Source organism: Arthrobacter sp. SO5 (genome assembly GCF_020532805.1).
Taxonomy (GTDB): Bacteria; Actinomycetota; Actinomycetes; order Actinomycetales; family Micrococcaceae; genus Arthrobacter.
On sequence record NZ_MQTQ01000068.1, the window covers coordinates 22,715 to 37,498 of the forward strand.

A 14,784-nucleotide genomic window follows, 5' to 3' on the forward strand; every position below is an offset into this window, starting at 1 on the left:
GGGTCCCATAACAAGACTGGGGTACCATGAAGTCCATGTCAACCCCATATCAGGACGCCGGGCGCACGGGTCAGAAGCGCCGCACCTTCGAGGCCCTTGTGGCGGCTGCCCGCGAGGCGGTTGCGGCGGGGGACACCCCGACTGTTGACAGCACGGCCGCGGCAGCCAGCGTCGCCCGGAGCACTGCCTACCGCTACTTTCCGAGCCAGCGTGAGCTCCTCGCGGCAGCCCACCCGGAAACTGCCCGGCGGTCTTTGCTGCCGGCGGATGCGCCGGCAGACCCGGGGGCGCGGCTTGATGCCGTGGTTCTGGAATTCACGCAGCTGATCGTCGCCACGGAAGCCCAGCAGCGCACCATGCTCAGGCTCTCCTTGGAGCCAGGCCCGGCGGAGTCGGCCCTGCCGCTCCGGCAGGGACGGGCGATCGCGTGGATCGAGGAAGCGCTCAGTCCCCTCGGGGGCAGCTTCTCCGCGCCGCAGATCCGCGCCCTTGCCCTGGCTGTGCGCAGCGCGATCGGGATCGAGGCCCTGGTCTGGCTGACCGACATCGGCGGGCTTTCTCGGGAGCAGGCCATGGCGTCGATGCGATGGTCGGCGCGGGCGCTCCTGCAGCAGGCTCTTCGCTCCGGGCCGCCGCCGGCAGCCGACGCCTGATCGGCGGCCTGCGCCTGATCCGCCGCCGACGATGGGCGGCTTGCCGGGGCGGCCTGGCCGCGGTAGTTACCAAAAAGGAGGGCGTCGCGCTATGTAGCGTCGTACCCGCCGGTTATGCTGTTGGCACGAAGTCTTGGGGGATAACTTCCGGGATGTTTTCGCCGTCTTGCCGTCCCTGACTGGACAAGGCCCGTCGTTCCAGGAGTTGTCCAGCGTGTTCCTCAAGACTTTCGGTTGGTCGTTCGCGGTCACCATCATTGCCTTGGTGGTTGCCTTTCTTTACGGCGGACCACAGGCCCTCATCCTCTGCGTCATTCTCGGCATTCTTGAAATCAGCCTGAGTTTCGACAACGCCGTGGTCAACGCCCGCATCCTGGAGCGGATGAACCCGTTCTGGCAGAAGATGTTCCTCAGCGTCGGCATCATCATCGCCGTCTTCGGCATGCGCATCCTCTTCCCTCTGCTGATCGTGGGGGTCACCGCCGGCCTCAACCCGGTGGAAGCCGTCAGCCTGGCGATGGAAAAGGGTGACCCGCAGACTCCGGGCAGTTACGGCTACCTGCTGCACGAAGCGCATCCGCAGATCGCCGCCTTCGGTGGGATGTTCCTTCTCATGCTGTTCCTGGACTTCATCCTCGCCCACCGTGACATCAAGTGGATCAAGTTCCTCGAAATCCCGCTGGCCCGGCTGGGCAAACTCGAGGGCGCATCGCTGATCGCCGGAATGGCCGCACTGGCCATCGCCGGCGCCGTGTCCGGAGAGAAGCAGGGCATCGTCCTCCTCTCGGGGCTGCTGGGCATGATCACCTACTTCCTGGTGAACGGCCTCGGAAACCTCTTCGACGTGGACCAGGACGGCGACGTCGACGCGGATGACGCAAACCTGATGGCGCATACGGGCCCCTCCGGCGCCGCCCAACTGGCCGGCAAGGCTGCCTTTATGCTTTTCCTCTACCTGGAAGTCATCGACGCGTCCTTCTCCTTCGACGGCGTCATCGGCGCCTTCGCCATCACCTCGGACCCGATCATCATCGCTCTCGGACTGGGCTTCATCGGCGCCATGTTCGTCCGCTCCCTGACCGTCTTCCTGGTCCGGCAGGGAACACTGGACGAATTCGAATACCTGGATCACGGAGCGCACTGGGCCATTGGCGCCCTGGCCGTGATCCTGCTGATCACGATCGTGGTGCCCATAAACGAAATCATCACCGGCCTGATCGGCGTGGTCTTCATCGGCGCCGCCTTTGCGGGATCGATCATGCGCAACAGGCGGAACCGCGCCGCTGAGCAGGACGAAACACTCGAGCCGGCGGGCGTGAAGAGCTAGCTCGTCAGCAGCACGTACAACGCAACAGTCACCACTAGGAAAGCGAGTAAATCAATGGGTTTGAGTTTGCAAAAAGGCCAGTCGCTGTCGCTCACGAAGCAGAACGGCGAGTCCCTGACGACCGTGCGCCTGGGTCTGGGCTGGGACTCCGCTGTCCCGGCCAAGAAGGGGTTCTTCGGCGGAACGAAGACCGTTGAGATCGACCTGGATGCCTCGGCCATCATGTTTGACGGCGAAGGCAATCACCTGGACACGGTCTTTTTCAACCAGCTCACCAGCAAGGACGGCGCGATCCGCCACACCGGCGACAACCTCAACGGCGCCGGGGACGGCGATGACGAGACCATGATGGTGAACCTGCCTGCAGTCTCGCCGGCGGTCAAGCACGTCGTTTTTGTCATCACGAGCTACAGCCAGCAGACCTTTGACATGGTCCAGAACGCGTTCTGCCGGGTCATCGACGACTCGGCCGCGGGCAGCCCGGAAGTCGCCCGCTACTCACTGAGCGAGTCCGGCCCGTACACGGCGATGGTCATGTCGAAGCTTTCGCGGACCGGCAGTACCTGGAGCTTCCAGGCGATCGGAACTCCGGCCAACGGGCGCACTCCCGGCGATGTCCGCGGCGTCGCGGCATCTGTCATCTGACCCCCACATTCGCAGCGTATTCGAGGAGGAATCGTGTCCAGCCTGACTCTGAGCAAGGGCAGCAACCTGTCCCTGACAAAAGCCGACCCCGGACTTCGCAAGGCCATGATTGGCCTCGGCTGGGATCCACGGACCACCGCCGGTGAACAGTTCGACCTCGACGCCTCGGCCCTCCTCGTCCGTGCTGACGGCAAGGTCCGCTCCAACGACGACTTCATCTTCTACAACCAGCTGTCCTCTCCGGACGGCTCGGTCGTCCACCAGGGCGATAACCGCACCGGAGACGGCGACGGCGACGACGAGCAGATCCTCATCGATCTCGACGCCGTTGCCCTGGACATCGAGAAGATTGTCATCGTCGTGTCGATCGATCAGGCAGACGCCCGCCGCCAGAACTTCGGCCAGATCCGGGACGCGTTCTGCCGGGTTGTGAACCAAGAGACCGACAACGAAGTGGTCCGCTACGACCTCACCGAGGACGCAGCAGCCGAAACGTGCATGATTTTCGCCGAAATCTACCGCCACAACGGAGAATGGAAGTTCCGTGCCGTCGGCCAGGGCTACGCCTCAGGCCTCCGCGGCGTTGCATCGGACTTCGGTATCTCACTGGATTAGGTGCTGGGTGGTCCTGGGGGAACCTTGGCCACTCCTTCACGTATCCACCAGACTTAACAAGGAGAATGACCATGGCTGGCTTGACGCTTACCAAAGGCAGTAACCTCTCGCTCACCAAGACCGATCCGGGACTGAACAAGGTTCTCGTCGGGCTGGGCTGGGATCCCCGCACCACCACCGGCGACGCATTCGACCTGGACGCCTCGGCGCTCCTGCTCGGCGCCGACGGCAAAGTCCGCAGCTCCGCGGACTTCATCTTCTACAACCAGCCGGCCGCCGCCGACGGGTCGGTCGTCCACAAGGGCGACAACCGCTCCGGTGACGGCGACGGCGACGACGAAGTGGTCGCCGTCGAACTCTCCGCCGTCGGTTCCGATGTGGAGCGGATCGTCTTCGTGGTTTCGATCGATCAGGCCGACACCCGCCGGCAGAACTTCGGCCAGGTGCGCGGCGCCTACTGCCGCATAGTCAACCAGGAAAGCGACACGGAAATCGTCCGCTACGACCTGAGCGAGGACTCCGCGCCGGAGACCTGCATGATCTTTTCAGAGCTTTACCGGCACAACGGCGAGTGGAAGTTCAAGGCCGTCGGCCAGGGCTACGCCACCGGCCTCGCGGGAATTGCCGCGGACTTCGGCGTCCAGCTCGGCTGAGAGCCCGAGACCTACGAAAGAGAGAAGCAACAATGAGCATGCAACTCACCCCGCCTGAGACCTCGGCATCGAACCCCCTCGTGCTGGACGCGCCGGCGTCCGTCGAGATCGTCAAGGTCGACGACGCACCCGGGATGGTACCGGTTCCTGCCGAACGCCAGCAGGAGATCAATGCCCAGGCGCGCGCCTTCGTCAGTGAAGTGTCGGCGATGAGCCCGTTCAGCCCCGAGTACTCCACCAAGATCGACGGCATCAACCGGCTGGGCGGCCAGCAGCTCGTGGCATCGGCCAACACCTCAAGCCGGCTGCTGGAGCGGTCCTCCACGTCGCTGGCCGGTGCCAAGAAGTCCGGCAGCAACGCCCAGGTGCAGGTAGCCTCAACGCTCGGTGAACTCCGGTCCACGGTGGAAGACCTGACACCCAGCAATGCCGACTTGAGCGTGGGCCGGAAGATCCTGGGCATCATCCCGGGCGGCAACAAGCTCGCGAAGTATTTCCAGAAATACGAGAGTGCGCAGACCCAGCTCGACAAGATCATCAAGTCCCTGATGGCGGGACAGGACGCGCTGCTCAAGGACAACGCCTCCCTTGCGCAGGAAAAGACCCAGCTGTGGGAGACCATGCAGGCGCTGAGCGAATACGCAGTGTTTGCCAAGGCCCTGGACACCGCAACAGCAAGCAAGATCGATGAGATGAAGATGCAGGGCCAGATCGAGGAGGCGGGCAAACTCGACTCGGACGTGCTCTATCCGATCCGGCAGCGCCACCAGGACATCCTGACCCAGCTGGCCGTCTCCGTTCAGGGCTACCTGGCCATCGACATGATCCGCAAGAACAACACCGAACTCATCAAGGGCGTCGAACGGGCACGCACGACGACGATCTCCGCGCTGCGGACCGCCGTCATTGTGGCCCAGGCACTGGCGAACCAGAAGATGGTGCTGGATCAGATCGACGCCATCAACACGACGACGAACAACATGATCCTCAAGACGTCCGAGATGCTCAAGGATCAGACCGCCCGGATCCACCAGCAGGCGGCGAGCTCCGGTGTCAGCGTGGAGACGCTGCAGAAGGCGTTCGACAACGTGTTCCAGACCATGGACGCCATCGACACCTTCCGTTCCCAGGCCAACAAGAGCATGGAAGGCACCGTCCAGGCCCTCGAAACCGGGCTGGAACGGGCCCGCCCGTACCTGGACAGGGTCCGGCAGCAGGAAGGGAATTAGTGGTCGCCAGCCCTGAGCAATAGGCTTACGGGCTATGGTCGCAAAATTCTTAGGCTCGTTGTTCGGCGGCGGAGCGGAATCCCGCCCCGCCGCCGTCCCCGGTGCCGAATCTCCAGCCGTCGATCCGTCTGCGGACGAGCTGACAGTCACTGCCGCCGCGCTCGAGGAGCTGCGGCGGATGGTACTGGCCCACGGCGCCGAACTGCCTCCCCTCGTGGTGTCACAGGTGCTGCAGCTGACCGACATCCTGCGCACCCTTATCGGCTACATCGAACGGTCGGGCGCGTCGACCGAGCAGCGCGTCCTGCTGAACGCCGTCGTCACCGACTATCTGCCGTCCCCGCTCCGGGCCTACCTGATGCTGGCCGCCGGGTCGCGGCGGGACGATTCGGCCGACACGACGGTGCTGCTGGAACAGTTCGACGTGCTCTACTCCACCGTCAAAAACCTGGACAACCAGGTCCGGACGGGGGCCATTACGGAACTGGCAGTCCACGGCCAGTTTCTCCGGGACAAGTTTGATGTTGATGGTCTCCATCTGGAAGGACGCTAGTGGCTACTATGGTCGCGGGCAGCAACGCCGCCCTCACTGCTGAGAACCCCGGGCTGGAGAAAGTGCTGCTCGGCATCGGCTGGGACATGGTCCCGAGCCGTGGCCCGCAGGCCGAGCTGGTCCCCATGGTGATCATGTGCGGGGCCGACGGCCGTGCCGTTTCGGATGACCACCTGGTTTTCTTCAACCAGATCGTCAGCCCCGAAGGCAGCATTTCCTTCGCCGGCGCGGAAGACCAGGACCAGATCGACGTCGACCTGAACCGGGTGCCCGACGGGGTCCACAAGATCGTTGTGCTGCTCTACGTGGATCCGGAGGTGCGCGGCCCCGGCACGTTCGGCGCCGTGAAGAATGCCTACCTGCGGGTCGCCACCGAACACAACCGGGAACTGCTGAGGTTCACCGTTCCGAAGGGGAACCTCGACAAAATCAACGCCATGATTCTAGGGGAGCTTTACCGGCACGCCGGGGGCTGGAAGTTCCGCGCCCTCGGTCAAGGCTACGAGGCGGGACTCTCCGCCGTGGCCGCCGACTTCAAGTTGAAGCTCTGAGGATGGCGTTGAACCGAACCGCGCTGCGCACCGACATCCCCTACCTCAGCCGGCGCCCGAAGCCCGTGGTGCAGCCGGAACCCATTCGAGCCACGTCGCCCAGTACAGCCCCGGCGCCAAACGCCGGCGCCAGCCCGGCGGCTTCCGGCGGACTCACGCTCGGCACCAGCCCGACGGCCTCCGGCGGACTCACGCTCGGCACCAGCCCGACGGCCTCCGGCGGTCTCACTCTCGGCTCGAGCCAGGCGGCTTCACCGTCCACGAAGGCAGCAGGGTCTTCAACGCCGGGGCCCCGGCCCGCTCCGGCGGCATTCGGGCGGCTGTTCCCGGCCCCGGATTTCGGCAGCGTCCGCGAGCTGGGGGAAGCGAATCCGGTGGTGCGCCTGAACGCCAGGCAGTCTGCGATTGGCTCACTCCTGGTGGCCGGGGTTCGCTCGGTGGCCTGGGAGGACCCGGAGCTCACCACAGGCGCCCACCACACTGAGGGGCACAAGGCTGGCACCGCCGTCCTCACTCCCGGGAACCGGTCCCTGGCCGGCGTGCAGGACGGGGCCGGCGTCGTGTCCCTGCGCCATGTCCGGCTCCTTCGCCGCCTCCTGTTCGTCGCGGGAGAGAGCCCGCTGACGGTCGGAGTCTTCGACGGCGCGGCCGCCACGGTTGCTGCCCGGAACGATGCCGGGTTGCGGAGCGTTCTGTACGTCGTGCGGGTCGGCGCGGTGCTGGAGCTCCGCGCCGAGTTCGTTCCGGCAGATGCCTCCGACGCAGCCATCTGGGCTATTTTCGGTTTCACCATGACCATTCCACTGGACCGGCGGGTCCTCCAGCGCTGATCCCGCAGCGCACCACTGACAACAACTAGGGGACAATGCAGCACTTCAAAGCCTTGGCCGAATCCGTCAGGGATCGGCTCTTCCACCTGCACCCCGAGCCCCTGCACCGCACCTCGGATCCCGGCCTGCTCGCCGTCGCGCTCGGGGCCACCCTGTACTCGCCGGCCACGCGAAGCTCACTGGCAGCCGGAATACGGAAACAGGCCGCGGCGGGCTGCCTCAGCATCGTCGTCTGTCTCGAAGACGCCGTACCCGACGAGGAATTGCCCGCAGCGGAGGAGAACCTGCTCGCCGCACTGGACGAACTGTCGCTGGACGATCCGGACGAGCTCCCGTTGCTTTTCATCCGGTGCCGGACCCCCGAACAGCTGCTCGACGTCGGACGCCGGGCAGGTGCCGCCCTCACCGTCGTCTACGGTTTTGTCCTGCCCAAGTTCGAAAACGAGACAGGCCGCGGCCGCGCCTTCCTGGCGGCACTGCAGCTGTTAAACGAGGAAGCCGGACGCACCGGGGACTCCAGGGAACACGCCCTGAGGGCGATGCCCATCATCGAGGACCTGTCGACAACCCATCTGGAGTCACGCGTCCGGGTCCTGACGGACAACCTGGCCCTCGTTGAAGAGTTCCGCGACCTGGTGCTGTGCGTCCGGATCGGCGCCACGGACATGTCCAGTGCCTTCGGGCTGCGGCGTTCGCGCGACCTGACCATCTACAACGTCAAGGTCGTCGCGAACATTATTGGCGACGTCGTGAACATCTTCGGCCGCCCGCAGGACGGCTGGGTCATCTCCGGCCCCGTGTGGGAACACTTCGTCAACACAGAACGGGTCCTGCGGCCGCAACTGCGCTCCACCCCGTTTGAGGCCAGGGACGAGGGCGATCTGCGGCAGCGGATCCTGATGGACAACCTTGACGGGCTCATCCGCGAGATCGAACTGGACCAGGCCAACGGGCTGACCGGCAAGTCGGTGATCCACCCGAGCCACGTGCCGGTAGTGCACTCCATGTCCGTGGTGAGCCACGAGGAGTACCTCGATGCCCTGGACATCGCCGGGGATGCAGGCGGCGGCGCACGGCCCTCGTCCTACGGCAACAAAATGAACGAGGCGAAGCCACACCGGGCCTGGGCGCAGCGCACGCTGCTGCGCGCCCGGGCCTTCGGCGTCGCCAGACCCGGCGTAAGTTTCGTTGAACTCCTGGAAGCGAGTATGCGGTGAGCACCGCGAGGACCGACGCCCTGTGGAGCGGAGAGTACGTTCGGGATGTCCTCGGCGTGGACGTCGCCACCGCCACCACGCGCAGCCTGCTGCCGGTGGAGGCCCTCGTGGGACTCGCGCTCCGCCGGAATCCCAAACGCGCCCACCTCCTCGTGTCACGGGTGCTCGCCAAGCACGTGCCCACCGAACCTGGCATCGCGACCGCGGCGGGGTGGCTGCTCGCGCTTCTGGTCCGGGTGGAACTCCAGACTCGAGCCGCCGAGGGCCGGCGCCCGGACCCGGCGACGGACCATCCGCTCACAGCGGTCATTACCGAAGCCGCGGCGAGGCTCGGGCGGCTGCTCGATTCCGGCCCGGACGGCGAATCCCGGCTCGATTCCGGCCCGGACGGACGCACCACCCGGGCGTCCGCTGTGACGGATCTCTGCGCCATGCTCGCCGGACACCAGAGCGAGCTTCCCGGCGTCGTGACAATCGGCTACGCCGAAACCGCCACAGGCCTGGGCCACCTCGTCGCGGAGCAGCTGGGAACGTACTACATCCATTCCACCCGGGAGACCCGCGGGGGAGTGGCGCCCTACGGGGCCTTCGAAGAGGCGCACTCGCACGCCACCTCCCATCAGTTGCTGCCGACGAGCCGAGCCGCCCTCCACCTGGCCGAAACAGTGGTCCTGGTCGACGACGAGCTGAGCACCGGCGCCACCGTCATCAACACCATCCGCGACCTTCACGGCACCGCCCCGCACAGCCGGTATGTCGTGGCCTCCCTGGTCGACCTGCGCTCCGACGCGGACCGGCTCGAACTTGACGCACTGGCGCTTGAACTCGGCGCCCGGATCAGCGCCGTGGCACTGGCACAGGGGAGCATTCAGCTGCCGGGGACGCTCGCAGCGGACGCCGCCGAACTGATCAGCAGCCTCCCGCTCCCGTCTCCGCCGATTCCGGACCTGGGCCACATCCGGCTCCTGGACCTCACCGACGTCGTGCCGCCGGTCCGCAGCGCCCGCTTCGGCGTCGCGGGGCGTTCCGACCCGGAACAGGCGGCGGAGATCGCCGGGGCCCTCGCCGGCACGCTCGGTGCGGGCGCGGCTGCGGGGGCGGGGGCGGCTGCGGGCAACAGGATCCTGGTCCTGGCAACCGAGGAATTCATGGCTCTCCCTTTGGCCGTCGCGGCACGGCTGCAGCAACTTCGCCCCGAACTCGACATCCGGTATTCCACCAGTACCCGGTCGCCGATCGCTGCCCTCGACCACCCGGGTTATGCGGTCCGTTCAGCCGTTTCCTTTGCCGGCCAGGATGAAGCCGACGGCGGGCCCGGGCAGAGGTTCGCGTACAACTTCGCCCACCCGGAGGAGCGCTTCGACACTGTCGTGATCATGGCGGAGCCCGGAACCCCCACCGCCCTGCTGGTGGCACCCGGCGGAATTGCCCAGGCCGTCGCCGGCACCGGCGCCGCGGTCCGGCTGGTGCTGCTGGCCCGGGAGGCGCCGCTCCCGCAGCCGCTCACCGGCCCCGGATTCGGCTCCTATGCCCCGGAAGACGTGCAATGGCTGCTCAAGGACCTGAGCCACGCGCAACTGGAGGCGCCGGGGGCGGAACGCGAAGCCGCCATCCAATCAGGGAAAGCCAGCTACGCGGAATCATTGCCGCAGGAGTTCGAGCCCTCGCCGGAGTACGGGGCCTTGTTCCAGGCGGCGCTCGACAGCTCGGCGGCCCGCATTGCCCACGCCGTCGGCATCCTGACGGAACAAGTGCTGAGGCTTCGCGGCAACGCCCCGGTCCTGGTATCGCTGGCCCGTGCCGGAACGCCGGTGGGGATCCTCATGAAGCGCTGGGCCCGGGAGGTCCACGGCCTGGACCTGCCGCACTATGCCGTCAGCATCGTCCGCGGACTCGGCATCGATCAGACCGCGCTTGCCTACCTCGCCGCCCACCACAGCCCGGAACAGGTCATGTTCGTGGATGGATGGACCGGCAAGGGGGCCATTGCCCGCGAGCTGGAGGCCGCCGTCGAACTGTTCCGGAGGACCGACGGCGCCGCGTTCCGGCCGGACCTCGCCGTCCTGGCAGATCCGGGACACTGCGTGCGGATCTTCGGCACCAGGGACGACTATTTGGTCCCGTCGGCCTGCCTGAACTCCACCGTCTCGGGCCTGGTGTCCCGGACCGTGTTCAACACGGAGCTGATCGGCCCCGGTGACTTCCACGGCGCCAAGTTCTACTCGCAGCTGGGGGGCAGCGACGTGTCCCACCGGTTCCTGGATGCCATAGAGGCCCGCTTCCCGGCCGTCCGGGGCGAAGTCCTGGCCGCCGCGGCCGGCTTCCCTGCAGACATCGGGGCGCTGCCGGAGGCCGACTGGTCCGGATGGTCCGCTGTCGAGGACATCAGCCGGAACTTCGGGATCAACAATGTGAACCTAGTCAAGCCTGGCGTGGGTGAGACCACCCGGGTCCTGCTTCGCCGGGTGCCGTGGAAGGTGCTGGTACACCCGGACGCGGTTGGCGGGATCACCCATGTGCTGCATCTGGCGGAACAGCGCGGCGTCGAAGTGCTGGAGGTCCCCGGGCTGCCCTACAGCTGCGTGGGGCTGATCCACCCGCTGCACACCCCAGGGGCGACCGGCGCTGACGGGAAAACGGTGGCGGACGTATGAGCCCGGGGATCGACGCCGCCCCGGTCATGGTGGCGAGCGACCTGGACCGCACGCTGATCTACTCGGCGAATTCCATGGCGCTGACGGCTAGTGACCAGTTGGCGCCCCGGATGGTGGTCGCCGAAGTCTACGACGCGGCGCCGCTGTCCTTCATGACCCGGGCGGCAGAGGAGCTGCTGGAGGGGATCGTAGAGCGCAGCGTCTTCGTTCCGGTCACCACCCGGACCCGTGCGCAGTTCTCCCGGGTGCGGCTGCCGGGCTTCGGCTGTGGCTACGCCGTCACGACGAACGGCGCGGTGCTGCTGCACGACGGGGAACCGGATCCCGGCTGGTCCCGCCATATCCAGCGGTCCTTGGGCGCAGGCTGTGTGCCCTTGAGCAATGTGCTGGAGCACCTCACGGGCAGCCCGGCGGTGCCCGGGCTGCTGCGGGTCCGGACGGCCGAAGATTTCTTTGTGTATTCGATCGTTGACCGCCAGCAGTTGCCCTCCGCCTACCTCGAGGAACTTGGTGCGTGGTGCCTTGAACGCGGCTGGACCACGTCGTTGCAGGGCCGCAAGCTCTACTGCGTGCCGGCCCCCATCACCAAGGAGGCCGCGGTGGCCGAAGTCCGGCGGCGCAGCGGTGCCGAACTGCTGGTGGCAGCCGGCGACTCGCGGCTGGACGCGGGCATCCTGGAGCTTGCGGACATCGCCATCCGGCCGGCGCACGGCGAACTCCACAGTGATGACTTCACCCGGGCGCACCTGACCGTGACCTCGGCGTCCGGCGTCCTCGCGGGGGAGGAGATCCTGCGGTTCGTGGACGATGTCCTGGCGCAGGCTACCCCAGCAGCGTATTAATCAGCCGGGCGGCCACTTTGGCAGTGCGGCCGTCGATGTCGAATTCGGGGTTCAGCTCGGCCACATCCAGGTGCAGGAGCTTGCCGCTCGCGGCGACCTGCCGGCACACCGCGCTGATCACCGGAAGGGGCACGCCAAAGGCGGCGGGTGCGCTCACGCCCGGGGCCACCGATGCCGGCAGCACGTCCAGATCAATGGTCAGGTACAGCGCGTCCACCTGAGCCAGGAAGGCGGCCACAAAAGCACCGGCTGCCGCCGCCGAGCAGTCCTCGTCCAGCAGGTAGTCCACGCCCAGTTCCGCCGCGGTGCGGAACAGCGCCAGGGTGTTGTTCGGTTCGGAGATCCCGACGACGGCGTACTTCAGTTCGCGGCCGGCGGCGGCTTCCGCTCGGGCCATCTGCAGGAACGGCGTGCCGGAGCTGGGCACGGGCTCATCCCGGAGGTCAAAGTGGGCATCGAGGTTCAGGACGCCCACCCGCAGGCCCGCACGGACGGCCGCGGAGCCGGCCACGCCCAGGTAGCTGGCAAACGCGGTCTCGTGCCCGCCGCCCAGCACCACCGGAAGCAGGCCGGCGTCCAGCAGCGCCGTTACGGCGAGTCCGGCACGGGCCTGGCCGGCTTCCAGGGCGTCCCCGGCAACGGTGACATCCCCGGCGTCGTGCACCTCCCGGGCCAGATGGAAAGCGAGCGGGCCGAGGGCGGCGCGGATGGCGGCGGGGGCAGCCGCGGCGCCGGGGCGTCCCTTGTTCCGGCGCACCCCGGCGTCGCTGCCGAAGCCGAGGATGACGGCCGGGCGCGGGGACGCGGCCGGGATGGGGCGCGGGACGTACGGGGTGACGGCCTGCCACCAGCGGCGGTGCTCAACGCCGTCGCCGTCGAACCGCCCGGTCCAGGGCTGCGGCGGGACGTCAACGGCGGGCGCGGGAAAATCCATGCCCCTAGCTCACCGCAGCGCGGGACCGAAAACCAGCCGCTCCGCCGCGGGAGCGTCCGGAATCCCGGAAACCCCGCTTAAATACCGCCGAGTGGTCATTTCGCGGCAATGATGTCGGGAAACATTGCCGCGAAATGACCACTCGGCGGACAGGAACGCGGGAGGGACGAAGCTTAGTGCAGCCCCAGTGCCGCCTCAATCGGGCCGATCCCGAAGAACAGCAGGAAGGCCGCGGCCACAGCCCACATCAGCGGGTGCACTTCGCGGGCCCGGCCCTGGAACGTGCGGATGAGGACGAAGGTGATGAAGCCGGCGCCGAGGCCGTTGGCGATCGAGTAGGTGAACGGCATGAGGGTGAAGGTCAGGAACGCGGGGATCGCGATGCCCAGGTCCTGCCAGTCGATCTTGCCGACCTGGGAGACCATCATGAACCCGACGATGACCAGGGCCGGCGCCACGGCCTCGAAGGGTACGAGGTTGATCAGCGGGGTGAAGAACATGGCGACGAGGAACAGCAGGCCGGTGACGATCGAGGCCAGGCCGGTCCGGGCGCCTTCGCCGATGCCGGCGCCGGATTCGACGTAGATCTGGTTGGAGGAGACAGACGCGCCGCCGCCGAGGATTGCGCCGAGGGCGTCCACCTGCAGGACACGGTCAACGTTGGGGATATTGCCGTCCTTGTCGATGGTGCCCGCTTCGGTGGCAAGGCCCACCATGGTGCCCATGGCATCGAAGAAGATGCTCAGCAGGATCACGAAGGCCAGCAGGGTGGCCGCGACGAAGCCGAGGTGCTCAAAGGCGCCGAAAGGGTTGGCCTTGCCGATCAGCGACAGGTCCGGGGCGGCCCATTCGGAGAACTTCGGGGCCACGAGGGACCAGCCCGCCGGGTTGTAGGTTTTGCCGTCGAAGCTGGGACCGATGTGCAGGGTGAATTCCAGGATCACGGACAGGACGGTCGAGGCGACGATGCCGATCAGGATCGCGCCCTTGACCTTGCGGACCACGAGGGCGATGGTCAGGATCAGGCCGAAGACAAAGACCAGGGTGGGCCAGCCCACCAGTTTGCCGTCGAAGCCCAGGCCGACCGGCACGGTGGTGCCGGCGACATCGGGGATGCGGCGCACGAAGCCTGCGTTGACGAGGCCGATCAGGGCGATGAACAGGCCGATGCCCACCACAATCGCGGTCTTCAGCCCTTCCGGAACGGCTTTGAAGACGGCGGTCCGGAAGCCGGTGAGGACCAGGATCAGCATGGTGACGCCCGAGAGCACCACCAGGCCCATCATGTCCGGCCAGGTCAGTCCGGGGTTGGTGGCCACCGTGACGGCGACGAAGGCGTTCACGCCCAGGCCGGTGGCGAGCGCGAACGGGTGCTTGGCCCAGGCCCCCATCAGGATGGTCAGGATGCCGGCGACGAAGGCGGTGACGGCGGCGACGGCCGGGAATCCGAGGGTGGCGCCGGAGGAATCGGGGCCGGAGAGGATCAGCGGGTTCAGCACCACGATGTAGCTCATCGCGAAGAACGTGGCGAAGCCGCCCCGGATCTCGCGCGAGAAGTCCGACCCCCGCTCGGAAATCTTGAAATACCGATCGAGTGCAGAGCCCTGCTTAAGCATTAGTCCTCCGGGAGACGTGGGTGGTTACGTCGATCCTATTCGGCGCGGCACGGGCGCCCGGCCGATTTCGCCTAGTCTGTAAGGAAGCCAACACTAGGAGTAGCCCGAACCATGCGCCCCATCCGCCAGCTTGTGAGCGTCCTGCTGGGCGCACTGCTCCTCTGGGCCGCCCTGCTCGGCGCCATTGCCCCGGCCTCCGCGCACGACGCAGCCGAGTCCAGCAGCCCGGCAGCCGGCGCCACGTTGCCCACGCCACCCGAGAAGGTCTCCGTCACCTTTAGCAAGAACCCGCTGGCGCTCGGCTCCCAGTTCGCGGTGAACGACTCCGCGGGAAACAACTGGGCTGAGGGTGGCGTCGAGATTGTGGACAACGTCGCCTCGCAGAGGCTCAGGTCCGGCGCACCCGCCGGGGTGTTCACGGTGGTGTGGCGGGTGGTCAGTTCCGACTCCCACCCCATTGAAGGC

The 14,784-nt window shown here is 66.9% G+C and carries 15 protein-coding genes; 13 read left to right on the forward strand and 2 right to left on the reverse strand.

All coding sequences use genetic code 11. The features are described from left to right. The first annotated feature begins 35 nt into the window (after window positions 1-35). From BJG92_RS12715 to BJG92_RS12770, 12 genes are all read left to right on the forward strand, one after another. Entirely contained in the window at window positions 36-653 is a 618-nt protein-coding gene (locus tag BJG92_RS12715) for a TetR/AcrR family transcriptional regulator (RefSeq protein WP_232084373.1), read from the forward strand. A gap of 214 nt (window positions 654-867) precedes the next feature. Next, complete coding sequence (locus BJG92_RS12720) at window positions 868-1,980, forward strand: DUF475 domain-containing protein (protein WP_232084374.1); 1,113 nt, start codon at window positions 868-870, stop codon at window positions 1,978-1,980. Between the two features lie 54 nt (window positions 1,981-2,034). Beyond that, window positions 2,035-2,625: a TerD family protein gene (locus BJG92_RS12725; RefSeq protein ID WP_232084375.1), complete on the forward strand. Its 591-nt coding sequence runs from the start codon at window positions 2,035-2,037 to the stop codon at window positions 2,623-2,625. Window positions 2,626-2,658: 33 nt separating this feature from the next. Beyond that, window positions 2,659-3,240, forward strand: coding sequence for a TerD family protein (locus BJG92_RS12730; RefSeq protein WP_232084376.1), 582 nt, complete (start codon window positions 2,659-2,661; stop codon window positions 3,238-3,240). A gap of 65 nt (window positions 3,241-3,305) precedes the next feature. Continuing rightward, window positions 3,306-3,893 carry a TerD family protein gene (locus BJG92_RS12735; protein WP_269461977.1) on the forward strand — a complete coding sequence of 196 codons (588 nt, stop codon included), beginning with the start codon at window positions 3,306-3,308 and terminating at the stop codon, window positions 3,891-3,893. Between the two features lie 32 nt (window positions 3,894-3,925). Then, on the forward strand, window positions 3,926-5,122 hold the full coding sequence (locus BJG92_RS12740; RefSeq protein WP_232084378.1) for a toxic anion resistance protein: 1,197 nt from the start codon (window positions 3,926-3,928) through the stop codon (window positions 5,120-5,122). 34 nt (window positions 5,123-5,156) lie between these two features. Beyond that, complete coding sequence (locus tag BJG92_RS12745) at window positions 5,157-5,675, forward strand: hypothetical protein (RefSeq protein ID WP_232084379.1); 519 nt, start codon at window positions 5,157-5,159, stop codon at window positions 5,673-5,675. 8 nt (window positions 5,676-5,683) lie between these two features. Continuing rightward, complete coding sequence (locus BJG92_RS12750) at window positions 5,684-6,226, forward strand: TerD family protein (RefSeq protein ID WP_232084450.1); 543 nt, start codon at window positions 5,684-5,686, stop codon at window positions 6,224-6,226. Between the two features lie 2 nt (window positions 6,227-6,228). Further along, window positions 6,229-7,056: a hypothetical protein gene (locus BJG92_RS12755; RefSeq protein WP_232084380.1), complete on the forward strand. Its 828-nt coding sequence runs from the start codon at window positions 6,229-6,231 to the stop codon at window positions 7,054-7,056. A gap of 35 nt (window positions 7,057-7,091) precedes the next feature. Beyond that, a complete protein-coding gene (locus BJG92_RS12760; protein WP_232084381.1) occupies window positions 7,092-8,273 on the forward strand; it encodes an HpcH/HpaI aldolase/citrate lyase family protein in 1,182 nt (393 codons plus the stop codon). Beyond that, window positions 8,270-10,927: a phosphoribosyltransferase domain-containing protein gene (locus BJG92_RS12765; protein WP_232084382.1), complete on the forward strand. Its 2,658-nt coding sequence runs from the start codon at window positions 8,270-8,272 to the stop codon at window positions 10,925-10,927. Before BJG92_RS12760 ends, BJG92_RS12765 begins: the two co-directional genes overlap by 4 nt. Next, window positions 10,924-11,769, forward strand: coding sequence for an HAD family hydrolase (locus BJG92_RS12770; protein ID WP_232084383.1), 846 nt, complete (start codon window positions 10,924-10,926; stop codon window positions 11,767-11,769). The genes BJG92_RS12765 and BJG92_RS12770 overlap by 4 nt, the downstream gene beginning before the upstream one ends. Here BJG92_RS12770 and hutG read toward each other — a convergent pair. Both hutG and BJG92_RS12780 read right to left on the reverse strand, forming a co-directional pair. After that, window positions 11,750-12,703: a formimidoylglutamase gene (gene hutG, locus BJG92_RS12775; protein WP_232084384.1), complete on the reverse strand. Its 954-nt coding sequence runs from the start codon at window positions 12,701-12,703 to the stop codon at window positions 11,750-11,752. The two genes, BJG92_RS12770 and hutG, sit on opposite strands and share 20 nt — an antisense overlap. 173 nt (window positions 12,704-12,876) lie before the next feature. Then, on the reverse strand, window positions 12,877-14,319 hold the full coding sequence (locus BJG92_RS12780; protein WP_232084385.1) for an NCS2 family permease: 1,443 nt from the start codon (window positions 14,317-14,319) through the stop codon (window positions 12,877-12,879). Between the two features lie 111 nt (window positions 14,320-14,430). On the opposite strand from BJG92_RS12780, the gene BJG92_RS12785 reads away from it, so the two are divergent. Beyond that, a partial coding sequence (locus tag BJG92_RS12785; RefSeq protein WP_232084386.1) for a copper resistance CopC family protein occupies window positions 14,431-14,784 on the forward strand: 354 nt, incomplete at its 3' end.

Coding starts and splice junctions, on each gene's coding strand:
- BJG92_RS12715 (WP_232084373.1), top strand. CDS start 36: ATGTCAACCCCATATCAGGACGCCGGGCGCACGGGTCAGAAGCGCCGC.
- BJG92_RS12770 (WP_232084383.1), top strand. CDS start 10,924: ATGAGCCCGGGGATCGACGCCGCCCCGGTCATGGTGGCGAGCGACCTG.
- BJG92_RS12760 (WP_232084381.1), top strand. CDS start 7,092: ATGCAGCACTTCAAAGCCTTGGCCGAATCCGTCAGGGATCGGCTCTTC.
- BJG92_RS12750 (WP_232084450.1), top strand. CDS start 5,684: ATGGTCGCGGGCAGCAACGCCGCCCTCACTGCTGAGAACCCCGGGCTG.
- BJG92_RS12745 (WP_232084379.1), top strand. CDS start 5,157: ATGGTCGCAAAATTCTTAGGCTCGTTGTTCGGCGGCGGAGCGGAATCC.
- BJG92_RS12755 (WP_232084380.1), top strand. CDS start 6,229: ATGGCGTTGAACCGAACCGCGCTGCGCACCGACATCCCCTACCTCAGC.
- hutG (WP_232084384.1), bottom strand. CDS start 12,703: ATGGATTTTCCCGCGCCCGCCGTTGACGTCCCGCCGCAGCCCTGGACC.
- BJG92_RS12780 (WP_232084385.1), bottom strand. CDS start 14,319: ATGCTTAAGCAGGGCTCTGCACTCGATCGGTATTTCAAGATTTCCGAG.
- BJG92_RS12740 (WP_232084378.1), top strand. CDS start 3,926: ATGAGCATGCAACTCACCCCGCCTGAGACCTCGGCATCGAACCCCCTC.
- BJG92_RS12725 (WP_232084375.1), top strand. CDS start 2,035: ATGGGTTTGAGTTTGCAAAAAGGCCAGTCGCTGTCGCTCACGAAGCAG.
- BJG92_RS12735 (WP_269461977.1), top strand. CDS start 3,306: ATGACCATGGCTGGCTTGACGCTTACCAAAGGCAGTAACCTCTCGCTC.